Origin of the sequence: Luteibacter sp., from assembly GCF_009912395.1 — a bacterium.
Lineage (GTDB): Bacteria > Pseudomonadota > Gammaproteobacteria > Xanthomonadales > Rhodanobacteraceae > Luteibacter.
This window is the reverse complement of record NZ_WNDO01000019.1, coordinates 24,421-45,447: the sequence shown is the minus strand read 5'-3', so window position 1 is coordinate 45,447 and position 21,027 is coordinate 24,421. Positions and strand designations below refer to the sequence as shown.

At 66.2% G+C, this 21,027-nt stretch carries 18 protein-coding genes and 1 riboswitch; of the genes, 10 read left to right on the top strand and 8 right to left on the bottom strand.

Going from position 1 to position 21,027, the window contains the following annotated elements:
• The first annotated feature begins 5 nt into the window (after positions 1 to 5).
• The 4 genes from GAK28_RS16725 to GAK28_RS16710 are packed head-to-tail and all read left to right on the top strand — an operon-like array spanning position 6 to position 3,500.
• Positions 6 to 617, top strand: coding sequence for a paraquat-inducible protein A (locus tag GAK28_RS16725; RefSeq protein ID WP_291781698.1), 612 nt, complete (start codon positions 6 to 8; stop codon positions 615 to 617).
• Entirely contained in the window at positions 614 to 1,234 is a 621-nt protein-coding gene (locus tag GAK28_RS16720) for a paraquat-inducible protein A (protein ID WP_291781696.1), read from the top strand. Before GAK28_RS16725 ends, GAK28_RS16720 begins: the two co-directional genes overlap by 4 nt.
• Complete coding sequence (locus GAK28_RS16715) at positions 1,231 to 2,913, top strand: MlaD family protein (RefSeq protein WP_291781694.1); 1,683 nt, start codon at positions 1,231 to 1,233, stop codon at positions 2,911 to 2,913. Before GAK28_RS16720 ends, GAK28_RS16715 begins: the two co-directional genes overlap by 4 nt.
• Complete coding sequence (locus GAK28_RS16710) at positions 2,910 to 3,500, top strand: PqiC family protein (RefSeq protein ID WP_291781692.1); 591 nt, start codon at positions 2,910 to 2,912, stop codon at positions 3,498 to 3,500. Before GAK28_RS16715 ends, GAK28_RS16710 begins: the two co-directional genes overlap by 4 nt.
• Before the next feature lie 65 nt (positions 3,501 to 3,565).
• Here the strand turns inward: GAK28_RS16710 and GAK28_RS16705 are convergent, their stop codons facing one another.
• Positions 3,566 to 4,696, bottom strand: coding sequence for a cysteine synthase A (locus GAK28_RS16705; RefSeq protein ID WP_291781689.1), 1,131 nt, complete (start codon positions 4,694 to 4,696; stop codon positions 3,566 to 3,568).
• Between the two features lie 69 nt (positions 4,697 to 4,765).
• Positions 4,766 to 4,880, top strand: a riboswitch (SAM riboswitch).
• A 95-nt stretch (positions 4,881 to 4,975) separates the two neighbouring features.
• On the opposite strand from GAK28_RS16705, the gene GAK28_RS16700 reads away from it, so the two are divergent.
• Genes GAK28_RS16700 through GAK28_RS16690 form a run of 3 tightly spaced genes read left to right on the top strand, consistent with a single transcriptional unit; the run spans position 4,976 to position 8,274 of the window.
• The gene (locus GAK28_RS16700) at positions 4,976 to 6,013 is read left to right on the top strand and encodes a homoserine O-succinyltransferase (protein ID WP_291781687.1); all 1,038 of its coding nucleotides are present in this window, start codon (positions 4,976 to 4,978) and stop codon (positions 6,011 to 6,013) included.
• A gap of 3 nt (positions 6,014 to 6,016) precedes the next feature.
• Positions 6,017 to 7,210: a cystathionine gamma-synthase gene (gene metB / locus GAK28_RS16695; protein WP_291781684.1), complete on the top strand. Its 1,194-nt coding sequence runs from the start codon at positions 6,017 to 6,019 to the stop codon at positions 7,208 to 7,210.
• A complete protein-coding gene (locus GAK28_RS16690; protein WP_291781680.1) occupies positions 7,207 to 8,274 on the top strand; it encodes a homoserine dehydrogenase in 1,068 nt (355 codons plus the stop codon). Before metB ends, GAK28_RS16690 begins: the two co-directional genes overlap by 4 nt.
• Before the next feature lie 420 nt (positions 8,275 to 8,694).
• On the opposite strand, the gene GAK28_RS16685 is transcribed toward GAK28_RS16690, so the two are convergent.
• Positions 8,695 to 10,362, bottom strand: a complete 1,668-nt coding sequence (locus GAK28_RS16685) for an APC family permease (protein WP_291781677.1) — start codon at positions 10,360 to 10,362, stop codon at positions 8,695 to 8,697.
• 158 nt (positions 10,363 to 10,520) lie between these two features.
• Between GAK28_RS16685 and GAK28_RS16680 the strand changes: the two genes are divergently transcribed.
• Entirely contained in the window at positions 10,521 to 10,901 is a 381-nt protein-coding gene (locus tag GAK28_RS16680) for a hypothetical protein (RefSeq protein ID WP_291781674.1), read from the top strand.
• Positions 10,902 to 10,969: 68 nt separating this feature from the next.
• Here the strand turns inward: GAK28_RS16680 and GAK28_RS16675 are convergent, their stop codons facing one another.
• Entirely contained in the window at positions 10,970 to 12,352 is a 1,383-nt protein-coding gene (locus GAK28_RS16675; RefSeq protein WP_291781671.1) for an L-serine ammonia-lyase, read from the bottom strand.
• A gap of 76 nt (positions 12,353 to 12,428) precedes the next feature.
• Here GAK28_RS16675 and GAK28_RS16670 point away from each other — a divergent pair, with 76 nt between their 5' ends.
• The gene (locus GAK28_RS16670; protein ID WP_291781788.1) at positions 12,429 to 12,653 is read left to right on the top strand and encodes a glutaredoxin family protein; all 225 of its coding nucleotides are present in this window, start codon (positions 12,429 to 12,431) and stop codon (positions 12,651 to 12,653) included.
• A gap of 91 nt (positions 12,654 to 12,744) precedes the next feature.
• Here GAK28_RS16670 and GAK28_RS16665 read toward each other — a convergent pair whose 3' ends face one another.
• Genes GAK28_RS16665 through GAK28_RS16645 form a run of 5 tightly spaced genes read right to left on the bottom strand, consistent with a single transcriptional unit; the run spans position 12,745 to position 17,406 of the window.
• A complete protein-coding gene (locus GAK28_RS16665; RefSeq protein WP_291781668.1) occupies positions 12,745 to 14,085 on the bottom strand; it encodes a GTP-binding protein in 1,341 nt (446 codons plus the stop codon).
• Positions 14,086 to 14,093: 8 nt separating this feature from the next.
• Entirely contained in the window at positions 14,094 to 14,654 is a 561-nt protein-coding gene (locus GAK28_RS16660; protein WP_291781666.1) for a YceI family protein, read from the bottom strand.
• Positions 14,651 to 15,235, bottom strand: a complete 585-nt coding sequence (locus GAK28_RS16655) for a cytochrome b (RefSeq protein WP_291781663.1) — start codon at positions 15,233 to 15,235, stop codon at positions 14,651 to 14,653. The genes GAK28_RS16660 and GAK28_RS16655 overlap by 4 nt, the downstream gene beginning before the upstream one ends.
• Entirely contained in the window at positions 15,219 to 15,950 is a 732-nt protein-coding gene (locus GAK28_RS16650) for a YceI family protein (protein ID WP_291781660.1), read from the bottom strand. The genes GAK28_RS16655 and GAK28_RS16650 overlap by 17 nt, the downstream gene beginning before the upstream one ends.
• Position 15,951: 1 nt before the next feature.
• Positions 15,952 to 17,406 (bottom strand): GTPase, encoded by a 1,455-nt coding sequence (locus GAK28_RS16645; RefSeq protein ID WP_291781657.1) that lies wholly within the window; start codon positions 17,404 to 17,406, stop codon positions 15,952 to 15,954.
• 119 nt (positions 17,407 to 17,525) lie between these two features.
• Here GAK28_RS16645 and GAK28_RS16640 point away from each other — a divergent pair, with 119 nt between their 5' ends.
• Positions 17,526 to 21,005 (top strand): ATP-binding protein, encoded by a 3,480-nt coding sequence (locus tag GAK28_RS16640; protein ID WP_291781654.1) that lies wholly within the window; start codon positions 17,526 to 17,528, stop codon positions 21,003 to 21,005.
• Positions 21,006 to 21,027: the final 22 nt, after the last annotated feature.

Below are 21,027 nucleotides of genomic sequence, written 5' to 3'. Positions count from 1 at the left end.
AACGCATGGAAAAGGCCCCCTCCCTGATCGTCTGCGAACACTGCGATACCGTTTATCGTCGGCGCCCGCTCGCCCGTGGCGAGGTGGCGCGTTGCGCGGTGTGCGACGCGGTGCTCGAGCGCCACCAATGGCTGGGCGTGGATGGCCAGTTCGCCTTGATCCTGGCCGCCTTCATCGTGTTCGTCATCGCCAACGTCTCGCCCATCGTTACCCTGGGCCTTTCCGGCATGTTGGCGGACACCACCTTATGGGGCGCGGTGATCGCCATGTGGCGCGACGGTGCCCAGGTGGTGGCCGTGCTGACGGCGCTTACCCTGTTCTTCTTCCCCCTCTCGCAGATCCTGCTGTTCGGCTGGGTGCTCTGGTTCGCCCGTCAGGGGCGTCGCGCGCCCGGGTTCCGCGAGGCGATGTCCGCCCTGGTCAGGGTCAAGCCCTGGAGCATGATCGAAGTCTTCATGCTGGGCGTGCTCGTGGCCGTGGTGAAGGCGCACACCTATTTCGACGTGATTCCGGGCGCGGGGATCTGGGCCTTCGGCTTCCTCACCGTGCTGATCACGGTGTTCGCCAGCCACGACCCGCGCAACCTGTGGGACGTCACGGCGGGGGATGCAACATGAGCGCGCTGCCGAGAGCCCGTGAACTGGGCATGATGAGCTGCCATGTCTGCCGGCTGGTGACGACCTACTCCCCAGACCCGCATGCCTGCTGCCCGCGTTGCGGCAACGCGCTTCACATCCGCAAACGCGGCAGCCTGGCCCGGGCCTGGGCCCTGCTCATTGCCGCCGCCATCTTCTACCTGCCGGCCAACCTATATCCGATCATGCGGACGCAGAGCCTTTTCAGCAAAGACGACAACACCATCCTCAGCGGCATCATCGAGCTGTGGCGGGCGGGGTCACCCGACCTCGCCATCATCGTCTTCACGGCGAGCATCGTGGTACCCATGCTCAAATTCATCATCCTCGGCTACCTGCTGGTATCCGTGCAGAGGGCGAGCGAGTGGGGGGCGCGGCAACGGGCCAAGCTTTACCGCTTCGTGGAGCTGGTGGGTTACTGGTCGATGCTCGACGTCTTCGTCGTGGCCATCCTCTCCGCCCTCGTGCATTTCAAGGTGCTTTCCCGCGTCGAGCCGCTGCCCGGCGTGGTGTATTTCGGCATGGTCGTCGTACTGACGATGCTTTCCGCCATGAGTTTCGATCCCCGGCTTATCTGGGATAACAGGAAATCGCAATGAGCGACACCAACCAAGGAAATACGTCCCGCGAGGACGATCTGCCACAGCCGGAGGTGCGCCGCTCCCGGGTCGGCGTCTCGTTGATCTGGCTGGTGCCCATCGTGGCGGCCCTCGTCGGCATCTCGTTGCTGGTGAACTACTACCTGTCGGCGGGACCGCGCATCACGGTCACCTTCCTCACGGCCGAGGGCATCGAGGCGGGGAAGACCCAGGTCAAGTACAAGAACGTGGTGATCGGCAAGGTCACCAACATGCGCCTGTCGAAGGACCGCACCCACGTCTCCGTGATGATCGACCTGGAGAAGGACGCCCACGGCTTCGCGACCAAGGGTACGCGCTACTGGGTGGTGCGTCCGCGTGTCGGTGCCAGCGGCGTGTCGGGCATCGATACCCTGCTGTCGGGCGCGTTCATCGGTGCCGACGCAGGCAACTCGGATGACGAGCAGAGCGATTTCACCGGCCTGGAGACCCCGCCGGCGGTCACCCACGGGGCGCCCGGTCGACGCTTCACGCTGCATGCCAACGACCTGGGGTCGCTGGATATCGGTTCGCCGGTCTACTACCGCCGTATCCAGGTGGGCCGCATCGTGTCGTATCAGCTCGACGACGATGGCAAGGGCGTCACGTTCCAGTTGTTCGTCGATGGTCCCAACGACCGCTTTGTCACCAAGGAAACCCGTTTCTGGAACGCCAGCGGCGTGGATGTCTCCCTGGGCGCCGACGGCCTGAAGATGAACACGCAGTCGCTCGCCACGGTGATCGCTGGCGGCGTGGCCTTCCAGAACCCGATGGGGCCGCATGACGAGGCGCCCGCTCCGGAAATGAACTCGTTCACCCTATTCGGCGACCAGGCCACCGCGATGGCCCCGCCGGACGGCAAGCCGCGCTACATCCGCATGCGTTTTGCGCACTCGTTGCGCGGGCTCAACGTCGACGCGCCGGTGGAACTGCTCGGCATGAAGATCGGCCGCGTCGTGGCGGTGAACCTCGATTACGACCCGAAGACGCAGACTTTCCCCGTCATCGTCGGTGCGGTGATCTACCCGCAGCGCCTCGGACAGGCGGCGGACAAGCTCGCCAAGGCCGTCGGCGGCGACGAGGACCAGGCCTTCCCGAAGATCATGAGCGGCTTGGTCGCCCATGGCCTGCGTGCGCAGGCGCGTAACGGCAACCTGCTCACGGGCCAGCTCTACATTGCGCTGGACTTCGATCCCAAGGCGCCGAAGGCCACGCTCGACCCGAACAGCAAGCCGGTGGAGATCCCGACCACGCCGGGTGACTTCGATCACCTGCAGGAGCAGCTGTCGAGCATCATCGACAAGGTCGAGAAGATCCCGTTCGACTCCATCGGCAAGAACCTCGATGGCAGCCTCAAGGAGCTTCACGGCACCCTGAAGCAGGTCAACAGCGATCTGCTGCCCGAAGCGAAGAAGACCCTGGAAGGCGTGAACACTACGGTGGGCACGGCCAACCAGGCGCTGTCCGAAGACTCCCCGCTGCAGCAGAACATCGGCAACACGCTCGAGGAGCTCCAGCGCACGATCCGTTCGGTCCGCGTGTTCACCGACTACCTCGGCCGTCATCCCGAAGCGCTGCTGCGCGGCCGCGGTGCCGATGCGCCCGCACCGAAGCTCCCCGCGCCGTCGAACTCCAAGCAGGGCAAGGAAGAACAGCCATGACCACCATCCTCCGCCTCGCCGGTGCCGCGACCCTGTTTGCCGCCTTGGCCGCGTGCTCTTCGGCGCCGACCCATTTCCATACCCTGGTACCGCGCTCGGTCTCTCCGGCCGGTACGGCGGCGCCCTTCGTGATCGACGTGCAGGGCGTCAACGTCCCGCCGCAAGTCGACCAGGCCGCCCTCGTCCTTCGTCACGGCGCCAGCAACATCGCCGTGATGGATAGCGAGCGCTGGGCCTCGCCCCTGGGTGACGAGATCCGCTCGGCCCTTGCCGCCGATCTGTCGGCCCGCCTGGGCACGCACGATGTCCACGGGCTGCCCCGTGGCAAGGACGCGGCCGTGGTTCGCGTGCAGGTCGACGTGCGCCGCTTCGATTCCGAACTGGGCGGCGACGCCACCCTGGAAGCCGCTTGGTCGGTGCGCGGCAAGGACCAGTCCGCGAACTGCTCCTCCCAGGTCGTCCAGCCGGCCGGCAACAGCTACGACAGCATCGTGGACGCCCATCAGCGGGCCCTTGGCCAGCTCTCCGACCGCATCGCCATCGCCGCAAGGGCCGTGGCGGCCGGCCAGTCCCCGGCCTGCCAATGATTCTGTAGGAGCGCGCTTGCGCGCGATGGGGCCGCCTCAGCCCCCCATCGCGCGCAAGCGCACTCCTACAGCGAGGGCGTTTCCGGGAAGGCGCTATCCAGCCAGGCCGGCACGGGAATCCCCTTGCTGCGCAGGAACGCCGGATTGAACAGCTTGGCCTGGTAGCGCATCCCGCCGTCGCATAGCACCGTCACGATCGTGTGCCCCGGCCCCAGCTCCCTGGCCAGCCGGATCGCCCCGGCCAGGTTCACACCGCTGGACCCGCCCACGCAGTAGCCCTCGTCCCTCAGCAGCGCATGCAGCAGGGGCACCGATTCGCTGTCGGGGATCGACCAGGCCAGGTCCACCGGCGCGTTCGCGAAGTTGGCCGTGATGCGGCTGCTGCCGATGCCCTCGCTGATCGAGGAACCCGTGGCGACCAGTTCGCCGTTAAGCACATGACTGGCCAGCGCCGAGCCCTCCGGGTCGGCCAGAGCCACGCGTACGTCCGCCCTGCGCGCCTTCAGTGCGCGCCCGACGCCGGCCAGGGTGCCTCCGGTTCCCGCCGCGCAGACGAAGCCGTCGATGCGCCCGGCGGTCTGTTCCCAGATCTCCCGGCCCGTATGGGCTTCGTGCCAGTCCCGGTTGGCGGTGTTGTCGAACTGGTTGGCGAACCAGGCGCTGCCGGGCTCGCTGCCGTTCAACGCCTCCGCCAGCCCCCGGGCGATATGGACGTAGTGGTTGGGGTCCTTGTACGCCGCCGCGGGGACCAGCCGGACCTCAGCGCCCGTCACCCGCAGGGCGTCGATCTTCTCCCGGCTCTGGGTTTCCGGCATCACGATGATCGTGCGATAGCCCCGGCTATTGCCCAGCAGGGCGAGGCCGATGCCAGTGTTGCCCGCCGTGCCCTCGACGATGGTTCCGCCCGGCCGGATGAGGCCCTGGCGCTCGGCGTCGTCGAGCAGGCCCAAGGCGGTGCGGTCCTTCACGGAGCCGCCCGGGTTAAGGAACTCGGCCTTGGCGAGGATCTCGCAGCCGGTGTCCTCCGAGGCGCGATGCAGGCGGAGGAGGGGCGTGTCGCCGATGCCGGCGGAGAAGGTGGCGTGGGTGGTCATGGGGGCATGGTAGCGCGAGCCGCCGCAGCCCCCCACGCCAGCCCGGGGCGCGGTATGGCGGCCATGATCGCCCTGGCCCGCCGACTTTGCAGGAGTACTCATGGATGAATTGGATGTATAGACGTCTAAACGTCTGTTGACATGCATGCGATCCGGGCGTATCGTCGATCGCACTCATCGAGACCGGCTGAGGGACAGGCCCTTTGAAGCCGGGGCAACCTGCGGATATCCGCAACGGTGCCAACTCCTGCGGGGCGTGTCCTTCACGTCAGCCGATAGATGGGATGTCCGTTACGGGCGCGCATTCGCGTACCCGCCGCGCTGACAGTCCGTATGCCGGTTCCTCGCAGGGCTCGACCCTTTTCGCAGGAACCGCATGACATGTCAGCCGAGCCCGTCACCGTGATCCCTCTCTCCGAAGCGACCGTCGTCGCGGCACCGCGTTGCGCGGCCGACCTCACCGAGCAGCGTGGCACGCGCCGCGTATCCTTCGTTCCGAAGTACGGTAGCGATGCCGTGTCCGTGGACGTTCGTTACCTGTGGTGCGGCGCGCCCAACGCGCCCACGGTGATCGTGCAGGGTGGCATTTCCGCCGACCGCGATGTCTGCGCCGGTCGCGATCGTCGCGCGGGCTGGTGGCAGGAACTGGTGGCCGAAGGTGCGGCGATCGATCTCGCGCATTGCCGTGTGCTGTCGATCAACTGGCTCGTGCCGTCCGATCTGGGCGACGTGGCTTCCGTGTCCAGCGAAGACCAGGCCGCAGCACTGGCGGCGTTGGTCGACGAACTCGGCATCGGCCGCGTGCATGCCTTCGTCGGTTCGTCCTACGGTGCGATGACCGGCCTGGCCTTTGCCGCGAATCACGCCGACAAGCTGAAGTCGCTCGTATTGCTTGCCGGCGCGCATCGCCCGCATCCGCTCGCCACCGCGCAACGTTCCATCCAGCGCAGCATCGTGCGAATGGGCATCGATTCGGGTCGCACCGATGAAGCTCTCGCGCTTGCACGCCAGCTTGCCATGACCACGTATCGTGGCAGCGAGGAATTCTCGCGCCGCTTCGCCGCAGGTCCCGAGTTGCGCGAAGGCCGCTTCCATTTTCCCGTCGAAGACTACCTGGAGCATGCGGGCCGTCGCTTTGTCGAACGTTTCGACGCGCAGCGTTTTCTCGCCCTGTCGGAGTCGATCGATCTTCACGATGTCTCACCCGAGCGCGTCACCGCCACGACGACGCTGGTGGGCTTCCCTTCCGATCGCCTGGTGCCGCTGGCCGACCTCTGCGAATTGCAGCGTCGGCTTGGAGGCACCGCCACCCTCGAAGTCGTGGATTCGCCCTATGGCCACGACGCCTTCCTGAAAGAGACCGCGCAGCTCGCTCCCGTGCTGCGTCACGCCATCAACGACTGTCGCGGAGACTGTTAAGCCATGACCGATTCCCGTCTTTGTACCCGTGCCGTGCGCGCGGGCATCGAATCCGATACCCAGCATGGCGCCGTCGTCCCGCCGCTGCATCTGTCCACCAATTACGCGTTCGAGGGTTTCGGTCGCAAGCGCGCCTACGATTACTCGCGTAGCGGCAACCCCACTCGTGACCTGCTTGCCGAAGCGCTTACCGAGCTCGAAGAGGGCGCGGGTGCCGTCATCACCAACACCGGCATGTCCGCCGTCGCGCTGGCACTCGAACTCGTGCCGGCCGGTGCCTTGATCCTCGCGGCGCACGATTGCTACGGCGGCACCTGGCGCCTGCTCGATGCGTGGGCCAAGAAGGGTCGCTTCCAGCTTCGTTTCGTCGATTTCACCGATCCAACCGCGCTCGCCAATGGGCTTGCCGCGAAGCCGGCGTTGGTCTGGGTGGAAACACCCTCCAATCCGCTGTTGCGCATCACCGACGTGCGTCACGTCGCGCAGGCCGCGCACTCGGTCGGCGCGCTCGTCGTGGTCGACAACACCTTCCTGTCGCCCGCGTTGCAGCAGCCGCTCACGCTCGGCGCGGACGTGGTCGTGCATTCCACCACCAAGTACATCAACGGCCACAGCGATGTGGTCGGTGGCGCGGTGATCGCCGCCGACGCGGCGGTAGCCGAACAGCTGAAGTGGTGGGGCAACTGTAATGGCCAGACCGGTTCGCCGTTCGACAGCTTCCTCACCTTGCGCGGCGTTCGCACGCTGGCGGTACGACTGCGTGCGCACGAGGAAAACGCGCGGCGTATCGCGGAGCGTCTTGAAAGCCACGATGCCGTCAGCCGGATCTACTATCCGGGTCTGGCTGCCCATCCGGGTCATGCCCTGGCCCAACGCCAGCAGAAGGGGTTCGGTGCAATGCTCAGCTTCGAGATCGCAGGCGGTACCGATGCGATCGAAGCCTTTGTCGACGGCTTGCGTTACTTCTCGCTGGCCGAATCGCTCGGAGGCGTGGAGAGCCTGGTCGCCCATCCGGCGACGATGACCCACGCGTCCATGGCGCCGGAGGCACGTCGCGTCGCCGGCATTTCGGACAGCCTGCTCCGTCTGTCGGTCGGTATCGAGGATGGCGACGACCTGCTGGAGGATATCGGTGCCGCGCTGGAGCGTGCCGCCGCGGTCGCCAAGGCGGGTACCAAACGGAAAGTCGGTGCATGAGCGCGGTCGTCGCCGTTCCCGTCGCCCCGGCGACGCCGCATACCGCGGCCGTGCTCCTGGGCACCGGCGTGGTGGGGCGTGCGTTGCTCACGTTGCTTGCAAGTGGCGCCGCACGTGACATCCGGCTGGTAGGTGCCGCCAATTCGAAGCGTCAGCATGCGTCTTCGGAGGGGGTGTCGCCGGCCGAGGTGGCACAGCGCCTCGCCGGCCATCGCGACGGACGCGACAATGCGGCCCTGCTTGCGGAACTCGATCGCAGCGGCGCCACGCGCAAAGTCGTGATCGACGCGACGGCGTGTGCCATCGAGGCCAGTCGACATGCCGAGTGGCTGGCGGCCGGCTATCACGTCGTCACGGCCAACAAGGCGCTGGCCGGTGGCCATTTGTCCGGCTGGCGTGCCCTGCAGTCGGCATCGGCCAGCGGGGCCGTCTATGGCGATGCGGCGACCGTTGGCGCGGGCTTGCCTGTGCTGTCCACGCTGCGTCGTCTTCGTCGATGCGGTGACAGCCTGTTGACCCTCGAAGGTGTGTTCTCCGGTTCGCTGTCTTGGTTGTTCAACCAGTACGATGGCTCTCGTCCGTTCTCCGAACTGTTGGTCGATGCGCGGCGTCTGGGCTTCACGGAGCCCGATCCGCGTTCGGACCTGTCGGGAGAGGATGTCGCGCGCAAGCTGCTGATCATCGCGCGCAATGCGGGGTTCTCGCTGGGCAGCGACGAGGTGGAGATCGAGAGCCTCGTTCCCGAGGCATTGCGTGGCGTCGACACGAAGGCCTTCCTGGAACGCGCCAAGGAACTGGACGCGCCGCTGCGGGCGCGCCACGACGATGCGAAGGCCAAGGGCAAGGTGTTGCGCTACCTCGCCCGTCTGAACCAGCGTGGGCGGGCTCGCGTGGGTCTGGTGGAGGTCGAGGCATCGCACCCGGCGGCCCGCTTGTCGGGCACCGATAACCAGTTCGCGCTGACCACCACCCGTTACCACGCGACGCCGCTGGTCATCCAGGGACCTGGCGCAGGCCCGGAGATTACGGCCCAGGCTCTGCTGGGCGACGTGCTGTCGATCTGACGAATCGCTGCGGATTCTCGTCGTTCCTGTGAAAACAGGAACCCAGCGCCCCGGTTTGCCAGGACGGCGAGGGCGTCGCATTGGTTTTGCGTAGGAGACCGCGACGCGATAACCGATTGCCCCGCGCTGGGTTCCAGCGTTCGCTGGAACGACGGTTTGCGAGCTCGTCGTTCCTGTGAAAACAGGAACCCAGCGCCTCGGTTCGCGAGTAGGGCGAGGGCGCTGCATCGGCTTTACGTAGGAGGCCGCGAGGCGATAACTGATCGCCTCGCGCTGGGTTCCAGCGTTCGCTGGAACGACGGATCGCGAGCCCGTCGTTCCTGTGAAAACAGGAACCCAGCGCCTCGGTTGGCCAGTATGGCTAGGGCGCCGCATCGGCTTTACCCATAAAAAAAGCCGCTCCGAGGAGCGGCTTTTTTATTACCGGTGGCCGGTGACTTTCTCGGCCTCGTCCGCGCTGGGCGGGAGGTCCGGGCCGTCGTGGTCTTCATCGTGGTGGAAGCGCGCGGCCTCGACCATCGGCGTGCGCCAACCCGTGCGGATGCCCCAGAAATAGAACACCGCGCCGATCACGGCGATCAGGGCCAGGTCGTAGCCGTAGGGGATGTAGTCGTGACCGCCGAAGGTCTTGCTGCCCGCCCAGGAGACGAAGGCGATGACCGGCAGGTAGACGATCATCCACAGCGCGCCCTTGAGGTGACGGCCGAAGTCCTCGAAGCCACTCTTGGCGGTGTAGTAGAAGTAGATCGGCAGCGCCACGACCATCAGCAGGATGATCTCGCCGGTCAGCGGCCACTTGGCCCAGTAGAGCAGTTCCGTGGCGAAGATGAAGGCGAGGGCGGCGAGCACCGGCAGGCCCGGGATGCGCAGCGGGCGCTTCAGTTCCGGCGCGGTGCGACGTAGCGTCATCACGCTGATCGGACCGGTCAGGTACGAGATGATCGTCGAGACGGAAATCACTGCCGCGAGGGTGCCCCAGCCGCGGAAGCAGAACAGGAAGACGAAGCTGACCGCCAGGTTGAGCCACATCGCCGGGCGCGGGATACCGAAGCGCGGGTGGATGTGGCCGAAGATCTTCGGCAGGTGACCGTTGCGCTCCATCGCGTAGATCATGCGCGCGGTGGTGGCCGTGTAGGTGGCACCGGTGCCGCTCGGGCTGACGAAGGCGTCGGCGTAGAGCAGGATCGCGAGCCAGTTGATCATCAGTGCGGTGGCGAGCTGCGCGAATGGCGATGCGTACTGTAGACCTGCCCAACCCTGGCCAAGCTGGTCGGGCGGCACGGAGCCGATGAAGGCGATCTGCAGTAGCACGTAGACCACGGCGGCGAGCAGGATGGAACCTATCACCGCGAAAGGAACGCTGCGTCCCGGGTTGCGCGCTTCGCCGGCAAGATTCACCGGACTCTGGAAGCCATTGAAGCTGAAGACGATGCCGGAGATGGCCACCGCTGTGAGGATCGATGAGATATCCACTGCGTGCGTGCCGCCCTGGGCACCGATGTGGAAGTTCTCGGGATGGAAGCTGGTCGAGATCAGGGCGATGGCGGTAGCCGCCGGCACCACGAGCTTGAAGATGGTGATCGCCGTGTTGCTCTTGGCGAACAGCTTCACGCTCCAGAAATTGAGGAAGAAGTACACGAACACCAGCACCACCGCGATGGCGAGGCCGGGCGGGGTAAGTTCGCCGTGGCCGTTGGTGACGACGTAGAGCTCCTTCGTCCAGGCCGCCCATTCCCAGGGCCAGGAGGCCATGTACTGCACGGAGGCCTCGGCTTCGACCGGAATCACCGAGACGATGGCGATCCAGTTGGCCCAGCCGGCGATAAAGCCGACCAGGGAGCCGTGCGAGTAGTGGCCGTAGCGGACCATGCCGCCGGACTCGGAGAACATCGCGCCCAGTTCGGCGTAGCTGAGGGCGATGAACAGGATGATGACGGCGCCGATGATCCAGGCGTAGATCGCGCCGGGGCCCGCGAGCTGGGCGGCATGCCACGCGCCGAACAGCCAGCCCGAGCCGATGATCGAGCCGAGGCCGGTCAGCATCAGGGCGAAGGGGCCGACGTCGCGGCGGATATGGTGGTGGGACATGGATACTCCGGTCGGACGGGCCAGGGATACCCGGCCCAGGGCGGCACAAGGGCCGGATAATGACAGCCCGGGGCTCGCCTGTCAGCCGTCCACCCCCTACGCAAACGGACGCCGCCACGATATACACTGGCTGACGCGGTAGGGCTAAAGGGGTTCGGATGCGTTCAAAGAGGGTCGTCGGTGGCGTGTTGCTCATTGCCATTTTGGTTTGCGGCAGTGCCGCAGCCGATGAGCAATGGAGCGACAAAGGCCGCTCGGTCGATTCCGAGTCGTATGACCGTACCGCAAAGGGTTTCTACTTCACGCTGCACCCGGGTGAAGACCCGGTGGAATCCGTGCGGCGGTGCGCCATAACCATGCGCGAACTGGGGCATCTGGCCTCGGTCTCGTGCTTTGCCTATACCAGCAAACAGCGCTTCGACACCTACCAGGGCAAGCTGAGAATTTGCTACACCGCCGTCGCCAACTGGTGGGGTCAGGACGAGCCGGTGAGGGTGGAAACGGTGGATCGACTGCCCCGGCTGTGTCCGGGGCGTTGATGATCTCGCGTGAAGAGCGAGGCGTGGCGTGGCCGCAGCCCACTTTTCACACGTGACGTGTCACGCGCTCAGCACTCGATCACGTTGACGGCCAGGCCGCCGCGCGAGGTTTCCTTGTACTTATCCTTCATGTCGCGCCCCGTGGCGCGCATGGTGGCGATGACCTTGTCCAGCGAAACGTGGTGCTTGCCGTCGCTCTTCAGGGCCATGCGGCTGGCGTTGATGGCTTTCACGGAGCCCATGGCGTTGCGCTCGATGCAGGGGATCTGCACGAGACCGCCGATCGGGTCGCAGGTGAGGCCGAGATTGTGTTCCATGCCGATCTCGGCGGCGTTTTCCACCTGGGTGACGCTGCCACCCAGCGCGGCGGCGAGGCCGCCGGCGGCCATGGAGCAGGCGACGCCGACCTCGCCCTGGCAGCCGACTTCGGCGCCCGAGATGGAGGCGTTTTCCTTGTAGAGAATGCCGATGGCGCCGGCCGTGAGCAGGAATTCGATCACGCCGTTCTCGGACGAACCCGGGCAGAAATGCTTGTAGTAGTGCAGCACGGCGGGAACGATGCCGGCGGCGCCGTTGGTGGGCGCCGTCACGACGCTGCCACCCGCCGCGTTTTCCTCGTTCACCGCCAGGGCGTAGAGGTTGACCCAGTCGAGGATGGTGAGCGGGTCGCGCAGCGCGGCTTCGGGCTGCGAGCGCAACTCGGCGGCCATGGCCGGGGCACGGCGGTTGACCTTCAGGCCGCCGGGCAGCACGCCGGGCGAGCGCAGACCGCGTGAGACGCAGTCCTGCATGGCTTTCCAGATCTTCAGCAGGCCCGCGCGGGTTTCTTCTTCTGGGCGCCAGATGCCTTCGTTGCGCATCATCAGCTGGGCGATGGTGAGGTTGTGCTCCTTGCACAGCGCCAGCAGCTGGTCGCCCGTGGAGAACGGGTAGGGCTGTTCGCTGGTGTCGGCGACGATGCGGTCTTCGGCCGCTTCATCGGGGTTCACCACGAAACCGCCGCCGACGGAGTAATAATCGCGCGTGGCCAGTTCGTTGCCTTCGGCGTCGTAGGCGGAGAAACGCATGCCGTTGGTGTGGAACGGTAGTTTCTGGCGCTTGTTGAAAACGAGGTCGGCCTTTTCGTCGAAATCGATCTCGTGGCGGCCGAGGATGCGGATGCGCTTGCTGGTGCGGATGCGTTCCAGCGTGCCGGGGATGGTGTCCGGATCGACCTTGTCGGGCCACTCGCCTTCGAAGCCGAGCAGCACGGCCTTGTCGGTGCCGTGGCCGCGTCCGGTCATCGCCAGCGAACCGAATAGTTCGCAGCGTACGCGGGTCACGCGGCCGAGTACGCCTTTTTCCTCCAGCCAGTGTTCGGCGAAACGCGCACCGGCGCGCATCGGGCCGACGGTGTGCGACGAGGAAGGACCGATACCGATCTTGAAGAGGTCGAAGACGCTGACTGCCATGGCTGCGGGGATGTTGGCTACGGGGAATAGCCGGCTGTTCTACGCCTTGCCTCTCGCCAACCCCATACGCCTGCGCATGTCCAACTTCACCTTGTTCCAGCGCGACGACTGCCACCTCTGCGACCAGGCCCTGGATGTGCTGGCGGCGGCACATTTTCCCGACTTTTCATCGGTGTTCATCGATGACGACGAGGCGCTGGAGGCGCGCTACGGTGCGCGTGTCCCCGTGTTGCAGCGCAGCGACGGCGTCGAGCTGGATTGGCCCTTCGATGTGGGATCGCTAAGGGAACTGCTCCTGTAGGAGCGCGCGTGCGCGCGACGGGTGCTCGCGGCACCCCCATCGCGCGCAAGCGCGCTCCTACAGATGAAGGCGTTCGCGTGCCATGGAAAGGTCATTTCCTCAGGCGCTTCAGAATTTCCTCGCGCGCCTCGCGCAGGATTGAATCTCGGTCGAGGCTGGCAACGATGTCGGCGACGGCACGCTTGGCGCCCTGTTCGCCCCAGGATTTGCCCGTGACGAGGTAATGCTCCGCCACCCGACCGATGACGACGGTGGCGTACCAGCCCAGCGCACCCTGCGCGGCAGCGGTGACGACCACCGACAGGCCGCCGCTCAGGCCCTTCAGCGCCGACGCCACCAGCTGCACGCCCCAGACCGCGCCCATCAGCGCGGCGAGCTGCGTGCTGATCACGGCGACGAGGCGGCCGGATTCGCTTCGGGTGAGCGGCAAGCCGTAGACGCGGCTCAGCTGCACCACCATGGCCGCATCGAGGCCACCGGCGAGCAGCAGGTCGGCGACCGGTACGGGATTGAGCGCCACGGCCACGGCCTTGGCGATGCAGTACTGTCGTATGACGCCGCTGGCGACATCGCGACGGGTGGCGGCGATGCGTGCCGTGACCTGGTCGGTCAGGCGGCCGGCGAAAAGCCCCGCGTTGATCGCGGAGAGTGTCTTGCCCTCGCGTTCGGCGATGGCGAGAAGTCGTGTCCGAAGCGCGCAGACATCCGGGGGAGGGGTTTCCGACATACGCCGTTCGTTGCCGTGGACGTCCACTTCAACGACACCGCGCGCGGCGGGGCGTGCGGCCACCGCCATGACGTCTTCGCGACGTACCAGGCCCTCCGCGTGTTCGCGCAGGCGTTCGACCAGACCGTCGCGTTCATCGTCCGAATAGCGGTCAGCCTTGTTGAGCACGAGGAGCAGCGGGCGTCGCGTGGTGGCGAGCGTGCGCAGCGCGTCGCGTTCTTCACGCGTGAGATCACCGTCGGCGACAAAGACGATGAGGTCGCTGACCTCGGCCACTTCGAAGGCGAGTTTCTCGCGATCCTCACCGCCCAGTTCGTTGATGCCGGGCGTATCGATAAGCACGAGGCCCGCATTGCTGGCTTCGTCCAGGCGCGCCGTGTCGGCTTCGGTGGTGGTGCCATGGAGCACGCCGACCGTGAATGCGTCGCGTCCCAGTAGCGCGTTACCCAGCGCCGACTTGCCGGCGGATACACGGCCGAACACGGCCACATGGAGTTCTTCGTTCTCCAGCCGGTCGAGCATGTGCTCGACCCGTTGGAAGTCACCCGCCATTGACGCGCGGACGTCCGCGGGAATGGAGGGATCGTCGAGCAGGCCACGCAGGCTGGCGGCGACCGCGCCGCCGCGCTCGTCCGTCGCCTTCTCAGGCGACGGACGACGGAAACGATCGGTGAGGCCGCGCAGCCTGTCGCGGAATCCCGCCATGCCGTCGCTTACTTCGGCAGGAGGTTCAGGTTGCCGTTGACTTCCACCTCGTTCGGAATCACCGAGGTGTCCTTGTAGTCGCCGCTGCCGACGCCGAAGTCCAGGCGCTTCACGGTACCGGAGACGGCGAGCTTCGCGCTGCCATTGCCGGGCGTGAATACCACCTTCAGCTGCACCGGCTTGGTCACGCCGTGCAGGGTGAGGTTGCCGTTGGCGACGACGTTGCCCTTGGCATCCTTGCTGAAGCCCGTGGTGACGTAATGGGCCGTGGCGAACTTCTTGGCATCGAAGAAATCCGGACCAGGCAGCGCACCGTCACGATCGTTGTCGCCGGTCTTGGCCGTGGCGACATCCACGGTCACGTCGAACTTCGATGCGGCGAGGTTGGCGGCGTCATAGCTGATGGCGGCATTGAACTTGCCGAACGAACCGTCGAACTGCTGGCCCTGGAACTTGCTGCTGAAGCCGAGCACGCTGCCGGTGCCGAGCTTGTAGTCCGCGGCGGAGGCGGCGAGCGGCAACGCCAGTGCAAGAGCGAGCGCGGTGAAGCGGCGAATGGACGGGTTCATGGCGTATCTCCGGGAGGGGTGGGGGCGTTACGGCGGGCGCGGCCGAAGGGCAGCATGCGACGAAGGGTATCGTCACGATCGATGAAGTGGTGCTTCAGCGCACCACCGGCATGGGCGGCCACGACGAGCAGGAGGAACCAAAACAGGTAGACGTGCGCGGTGCCGAGCACCTGCGACAGCTCGTCGTTTTTCTCCACCAGCGCGGGCAGGTTGAACTGCTTGAAATACTGCAGCGGAAAACCGTGCGCGGAGTTGAACGCCCAGCCCGACAGGGGTATGGCGACGATCAGCAGGTAGAGCACGCCGTGCACGATGTGCGCGACGACCTTCTGCCAGTGCGGTGCGGGTTCGTCGGGCGGACGGCGATCCACGCTGCGCCACAGCAGGCGCAACAGGAACAGCGCAAGCACCGTCAGGCCGATCGACTTGTGCAGGGCGAACATGTTGATCTTCCGCATCGACGGCTTGAGGCCGTCCATCCAGAAGGCGAAGGCGCCGTTGCCGAGGATGAGCAGCGCCATGACCCAGTGGAAGGTCTTGGCGACGGTGCTCCAGCGGTGGTGGTCACTGCGCAGGGGCATCGGAGGTTTCCTTGTCGGAGGTGGAGCGGGTTTCGCCGCCGCGGATGGCTTCGATTTCGAGCCACACGGTGACGTCGGTGCCGATCGAGTTGAGGTTGGAGGTCATGCCATAGGCCTTGCGGTCCAGGGTTACCCGGCCCGAGAAGCCCGCGACGGTATGCAGGCCGTAGATCGTGCGGCCGATGCGGTTCACCCAGAACGGGATGTCGAGGGGCACGGTGACGCCGCGCAGGGTGAGCTTGCCGTGGGCGATACCTTCGCTGTCGCCGCTTTTCTCCACGGAATCACTGACGAAGCGCGCGGTGGGCGAGCGACTGGCGTCGAGCAGGCTGCTTCCGCGCACCGCCTTGTCCCAGGAGGCATCACCCATGTCCACGGAGGACAGGTCGATGGTGGCGTCCACGGAGGACGCGGCCCAGTTGTCCGGATCGAAGCGGATCGTGCCTTCCTTCACGCGGAGGCGACCGAACGAACGCGAGTAGCCGTTGTGGTCCACGTTGAAGACGACCTGGCTGTGGACCGGGTCGAAGCGATAGGTCTGTGCCTCCGCGAAGGCAGCGCAGGGCAGCGTCGCCAGCAGGGCGGGGAGGAGGTATCGCGCGTAACGCATGCGGGGAGGGCCTGCTCCGGGAAGGGCCGCGACGCGACCGATGCTGGGCAGTGTCGCCGACCGGGCATGCCTTGTCAGCACGTTCACGGCGAACGGATCGTTCACCTCAGCGATCTCGCAAGACCTCGCGGGTGAGATCGGTCAGTCGGCGAAGTCGCGAGGCGCTGCCGTCCGCTAGCAGCGAACGCAACTTTTCGCCCGCCTCCTTGCCGTCAAGGTGGCCGCGTTCGGCCAGGGTGGCGGCCAGGGCATGCCCCAGGCTGTCAAAGATGAGGGCATAGGCGAAGGCATGCAGCACGCCGCCACCCAGGGTGCCCAGGCCGGGGAAGGCCTTGAGCGCATTGCCGGCGACGGCAAGCACCACCGAGGTCCCGGTCCTCACTGTCATCCGCGCCTCGCGCAGCAGCGCCTCGATCTCGATGTCGCCCACCGTGACGCCATGGAGCGTCGCGAGGTCGCGAGCCAGGCCGGCCGCGAGGGCGCCCTGGACGATCAGGTCGGTGCCCGGTGCCACCGCCGCCATGGCACCGACGATGGCCCGACGCGAATAGCGCGTGACGATCCGCTCGGCTTCGGCGGTGCGGTAGGCTGCCTCGCTCTCGGTGGTACGTTCGTGCAAGGACGCCAGCACGGCGTTGGCACGCTGGGCTTCCAGGCCATCGGCGCCCTGGGCCACCAGGCGCACGATCGCCTGGCGCAGGTCGTCGATGTCGGGTTTGCGCTGGCGGCGTACGTCCTCCACCGTGCCGTCGGGCAGCTTGCGGGTGAAACGTTCCTCGCCGCCGGCGCGGGTGGCCACGATGGCGTCGGGCATACCATCGGCGTGCTGTGCGATGCGGAGAAGGATCGCGTCACGCTCCTGCGTCGTCCATTGGTCGGCCTTGTTCACGGCGACCACGAGCGGCTTGCCGAAGTACCCCAGCCAGTGCAGTTCCGTGGCCTGGCTGCGGGTGAGGTCCCCCGCGCAGACGTAGACGACGGCATGGGCGCGAAGCGCCTCGTCACGGGCCATGCGCTCGCGCGCCTCGCCGCCGGCTTCGGCCGAGCCGGGCACGTCGGCCACCGTCCAGGCTTGTCCATCGGGCGACTCACCATCGTAGAGGGCGACGTCGCGGGTGGTGCCGCCGCGTGCGTCGCTCACCGTGCGGATGCCAGGAACCAGTGCGGCGATGAGCGCCGACTTGCCGACGGAGATTTCGCCGAAAACGGCGATATGGATGCGGCCTGAAATCTGACGTCGATCAAGTTCCTTCAGCTCGGTGAGAAGGCTCTCAACATCCACATCGCGGCCACGCAGGTCTTCGATTCGTTCCTCGATCGTGGAACGGTTGGGAGCCTTGGCCTGCGGCCGGGCTTTCCTCGGCCGAAGCCAGTAAACCCCCGCCGTGAGACTGCCAAGCAGGATAATCGCCAGCACCATACCGATCAGCCAGCGGATGCCGAGAGGCAACGTCATGAACCGCTGGGCCATCGAAAGCGCGCGCTCCAACGTGGCCAGCAAGAGCCAGGCCAGGGCGGCGATGCCGATGGCGGCGATCAGGAGACGGAATCGACGGGACATGTCGGCCATCTTAAGGCCAAGCGTGTCGGCTTGCGCCTACGCACAAGCCCGTCGATGCCTGACTCTGGCCGTCCGTATCGGCGTGTGATGATGATGTCGATCGACGGGAAAGAGGCGTAATGCAGCACACGCTCATGGCGAGATGGATTCTCGCATTCGCGGCATTGTTTGCCGCAAGGGTTATGGCCAACCCGCCATTGCCCCCAGTACCCACGCCGCAGTTCCGCAATTACGGCCTGCTTGAAGGGTTGCCGGGAAGCCACGTCCAAGCCGTGGCCCAGGACTCGAAGGGCTTCGTCTGGATCGCCACGACGGCCGGCCTGGTGCGTTTCGATGGCGTGGATTTCACCGTGCCGAAGCTGGGCGCTGATGCCGAGCATTCGCTGGCGCTCGGCGGGGCCGTGACGATGATGATCGATCACGACGATCGCATCTGGATCGGTGGCAGCGGCGTGGGTGTGGGTCGCTATGACCCCGCCAGTGACGCATTCATCCAGTGGCGAGAGGGGCTGGCGGACGACGATGTCCGGGCCATCGCGCAGACGCTCGACGGTGCGATCTGGGTCGGCACGGCCCAAGGGCTGGATCGCATCCTTCCCAATGGGGCCGTCGAACATCACGGTGTCACCCAGGGAGGGCTACGGTCGTCATCGATCCATGCGCTGCACGCCACCGACGATGGGTTTCTCTGGATCGGCGGGGCCGCGGGCGTGGACGCCATCGATCCACGAGGCCGCGTCGTGCGCGCCCACTTCGCCGACGACTCCGTGCCGACGGTGATGCATATCGACGGGCGCCCGGGTGACTTGTTCTTCTCCACGGACAAGGGCGTCTACCGCGCCGGCATCGATGGCAGCCTGCGTCGGGATATCCGGTTTCCCGCCACGCTGACCTACGGCTCGCTGGCCGACAGTCACGGAAACATCTGGGTGGCCACGATCGACGGCCTGAGCATGATCGACCGTCATGGCCGGATGAACATCATCCGGGGCTCCTGGGTGGCGTCCGGCGGCCTGCCGGGGCGCAGCGTCCGCAGCATGATGGAGGACGACGAACACGGCCTGTGGTTCGGCCTGCTGGATGCCGGCCTTTCCTATCTCGGTCCTGGCTGGGAGGACTTCACCCGTTTCACCCATGTGGCGACCGACAGCGACAGCCTGCCTGCGCGCGCGGCCACCGCGGTCGCCGCGCGGCATGGATCCTCGTTGTGGGTTGGCGGATACCGTGGCTGGATACGCGCATTCGACCCATCGACCGGCAAGACCTCGGCGGGCTTCGACATCGGACCCTCCCGCATCCAGGCATTGCATGAAACCGCGTCGGGCGATCTCATGATCGGCACCGTGGAAGGCCTTTCCATCGCCGGTCCCGGCGGGGTACGCCCCCTGCTCAGGGCCTTGATCCACCGGCCGGTGGTTGCCATGGCTGCCGCATCGGACGGCAAGGTCTACGTCGCGGCCATGGGACAGGGGTTGTTCCTGGTCGATCCCCATGCGGCAAGTGCCGTCGAGGTGCCTTTCGAGGCGCCGTGCCGCAATGCGCAGGACACACGCCAGATGGACGTCGTCGATGGCGAACTCTGGCAGGCGAGCGTCGCCGGCCTGTCGCGGCGGGATCTGGTCACGGTAAAGATGCGTCCCGTCGAAGGCGTGGCTCCGGGCCGGGTGAATGCCTTCGAGCCGGGAGATGAAGGGTTCTGGGTGGTGCGTCCCGAGGTGATGGAGCATTACACCTGGGCGGATGGCCACGCGACGCTGGATCGCAGTATTGGCGGCACGGAAGGATTTCCCTCGCACGATATCCTGAACATTCGTCGCGATATCGCGGGGCGATTGTGGCTTTACGGCCAGACGGGGGTATGGCGCTTCGATCCCGATCCGGGCGTTTTTCGTCGATTCGGGTTGGCCGACGGCCTGGCCAGCGGCGAATTCACCAACGCCGTCACGGTGCAGCTGGCCGACGGCACGATGTACGGCGCGACACTGGGCGGTATCGTCGGTTTCCGGCCGGATCGACAGCGCGATCATTCGCATCGCCCATCCATTGTGGTGCTGGGTGCGAGCGTGATGCGCGGCGGCGTTCGCCATGCGTTGCCTCTTACCGACGCAGTGTTGCGCATCGACTGGAACGACAGGGAGCTGGACATCCAGGCCCGTGCGCTCTCCTACGTGGACCCTGAGCGTAATCGCCTGGAAATACGGCTCGAACATGAAAACGGCACGGCCCGTTTCTTTACGGGCAAGGACGGCATCTATCGCTTCGACGCGTTGTCGCCCGGACAGTATCGACTGCTTATTTCAGGGGCCGAGCGTGACCGGTTCGGAGGCGCCTCCATGGTTGCCTTGAAACTGCATGTGGACGCGCCGCCCTGGCTACGTTGGTGGGCGTGGCTGGCCTATACGATGCTGCTGTGCCTGATCGTGGGCCTGGTCATCCATGGCACCCGGCACCGCGTGAGCCAGACAGTCCGCCTGAAGCTTGCCGAACAGGAGCGCCAACTCGCCGAACAGGCCAACTCCGCGAAGACGGAATTCATGGCGACGCTGGGCCACGAGATACGTACGCCCATGACCGGCGTGCTCGGCATGGCCGAACTGATGGCCCAGACGCGACTGGACGAGGTCCAGCGATCCTATGTCGAAGCCGTCAGGCGCTCGGGGACCACCTTGCTGCGCCTTATCAACGATGCGCTGGATATCAGTCGTATCGAATCGCGTCAGCTGATCCTGGAATCGGAAGCGGTGCCGGTCCGTCCCCTGGCCGAGGAGGTGGTGGCCCTGGCCTCGGGAAATGCATGCCGCAAGCAGTTGTCGTTGTCCGCCGCCGTGGATGTCGACGTGCCGGAGGCCGTCCGTGGTGACCCCGTGCGCTTACGCCAGATCCTGCAGAACCTGGTCAACAACGCGGTGAAGTTCACCGAGCGCGGCGGTGTCTCGGTGCATATCGCCTGGGAGAGCGCGTCGCTAGTCCTCGTGGTGAAGGACACCGGCCCCGGCATGTCCGGCGAACTACGCAGCCGTCTGTTTTCGCGTTTCTCGCAAGGTGGATCGCCGCAGCGTGGCGAGGGTTCGGGTTTGGGCTTGGCGATCTGCCACGAACTCTGCGTGCTCATGGGCGGCAGTATCACCGCCGACAGCGAGCCGGGGCGTGGCAGCACGTTTATCGTGCGTCTTCCGCTGGATGCATGCCCTTCGGACTTCGCCCCGCTGCTGGCGGCGAATCCGGCGCCTATACGCGAGCAGCGCCTGCTGGTCGTCGAGGACGATCCGATGGTCGCCGACGTCATGCTGGGGCTGCTGCGCCAGCGCGGCTACGAGGTCACCGTGGTGGGGGATGGGCTTTGCGCGATGACCGAGCTGTCAAGCTCGCGCTTCGACGTGCTTTTGCTCGACCTCGACCTGCCGCTGGTCGATGGTTTCCAGGTGGCCCGGATGGTGCGTCGTCTGGAGCATCTGTCGGCCCTGCCTATCGTGGCCGTGACGGCCCGTTCCGAGGGCGACGAGACCGCGGCGATCCGGGACGCGGGCATGGACGCGCTGGTGCGCAAGCCCATGACCGGTGCCGACCTGGATGCCGTGCTGGAGAGCGTGACGCATTGAGTACGCGCGGCCCCCAGGGGCC

Coding starts and splice junctions, on each gene's coding strand:
- GAK28_RS16700 (WP_291781687.1), top strand. CDS start 4,976: ATGTCAGCCGAGCCCGTCACCGTGATCCCTCTCTCCGAAGCGACCGTC.
- GAK28_RS16675 (WP_291781671.1), bottom strand. CDS start 12,352: ATGGCAGTCAGCGTCTTCGACCTCTTCAAGATCGGTATCGGTCCTTCC.
- GAK28_RS16655 (WP_291781663.1), bottom strand. CDS start 15,235: ATGCCCCTGCGCAGTGACCACCACCGCTGGAGCACCGTCGCCAAGACC.
- GAK28_RS16725 (WP_291781698.1), top strand. CDS start 6: ATGGAAAAGGCCCCCTCCCTGATCGTCTGCGAACACTGCGATACCGTT.
- GAK28_RS16680 (WP_291781674.1), top strand. CDS start 10,521: ATGCGTTCAAAGAGGGTCGTCGGTGGCGTGTTGCTCATTGCCATTTTG.
- GAK28_RS16720 (WP_291781696.1), top strand. CDS start 614: ATGAGCGCGCTGCCGAGAGCCCGTGAACTGGGCATGATGAGCTGCCAT.
- metB (WP_291781684.1), top strand. CDS start 6,017: ATGACCGATTCCCGTCTTTGTACCCGTGCCGTGCGCGCGGGCATCGAA.
- GAK28_RS16670 (WP_291781788.1), top strand. CDS start 12,429: ATGTCCAACTTCACCTTGTTCCAGCGCGACGACTGCCACCTCTGCGAC.
- GAK28_RS16705 (WP_291781689.1), bottom strand. CDS start 4,696: ATGAGTACTCCTGCAAAGTCGGCGGGCCAGGGCGATCATGGCCGCCAT.
- GAK28_RS16710 (WP_291781692.1), top strand. CDS start 2,910: ATGACCACCATCCTCCGCCTCGCCGGTGCCGCGACCCTGTTTGCCGCC.
- GAK28_RS16645 (WP_291781657.1), bottom strand. CDS start 17,406: ATGTCCCGTCGATTCCGTCTCCTGATCGCCGCCATCGGCATCGCCGCC.
- GAK28_RS16665 (WP_291781668.1), bottom strand. CDS start 14,085: ATGGCGGGATTCCGCGACAGGCTGCGCGGCCTCACCGATCGTTTCCGT.
- GAK28_RS16640 (WP_291781654.1), top strand. CDS start 17,526: ATGCAGCACACGCTCATGGCGAGATGGATTCTCGCATTCGCGGCATTG.
- GAK28_RS16660 (WP_291781666.1), bottom strand. CDS start 14,654: ATGAACCCGTCCATTCGCCGCTTCACCGCGCTCGCTCTTGCACTGGCG.
- GAK28_RS16685 (WP_291781677.1), bottom strand. CDS start 10,362: ATGTCCCACCACCATATCCGCCGCGACGTCGGCCCCTTCGCCCTGATG.
- GAK28_RS16715 (WP_291781694.1), top strand. CDS start 1,231: ATGAGCGACACCAACCAAGGAAATACGTCCCGCGAGGACGATCTGCCA.
- GAK28_RS16690 (WP_291781680.1), top strand. CDS start 7,207: ATGAGCGCGGTCGTCGCCGTTCCCGTCGCCCCGGCGACGCCGCATACC.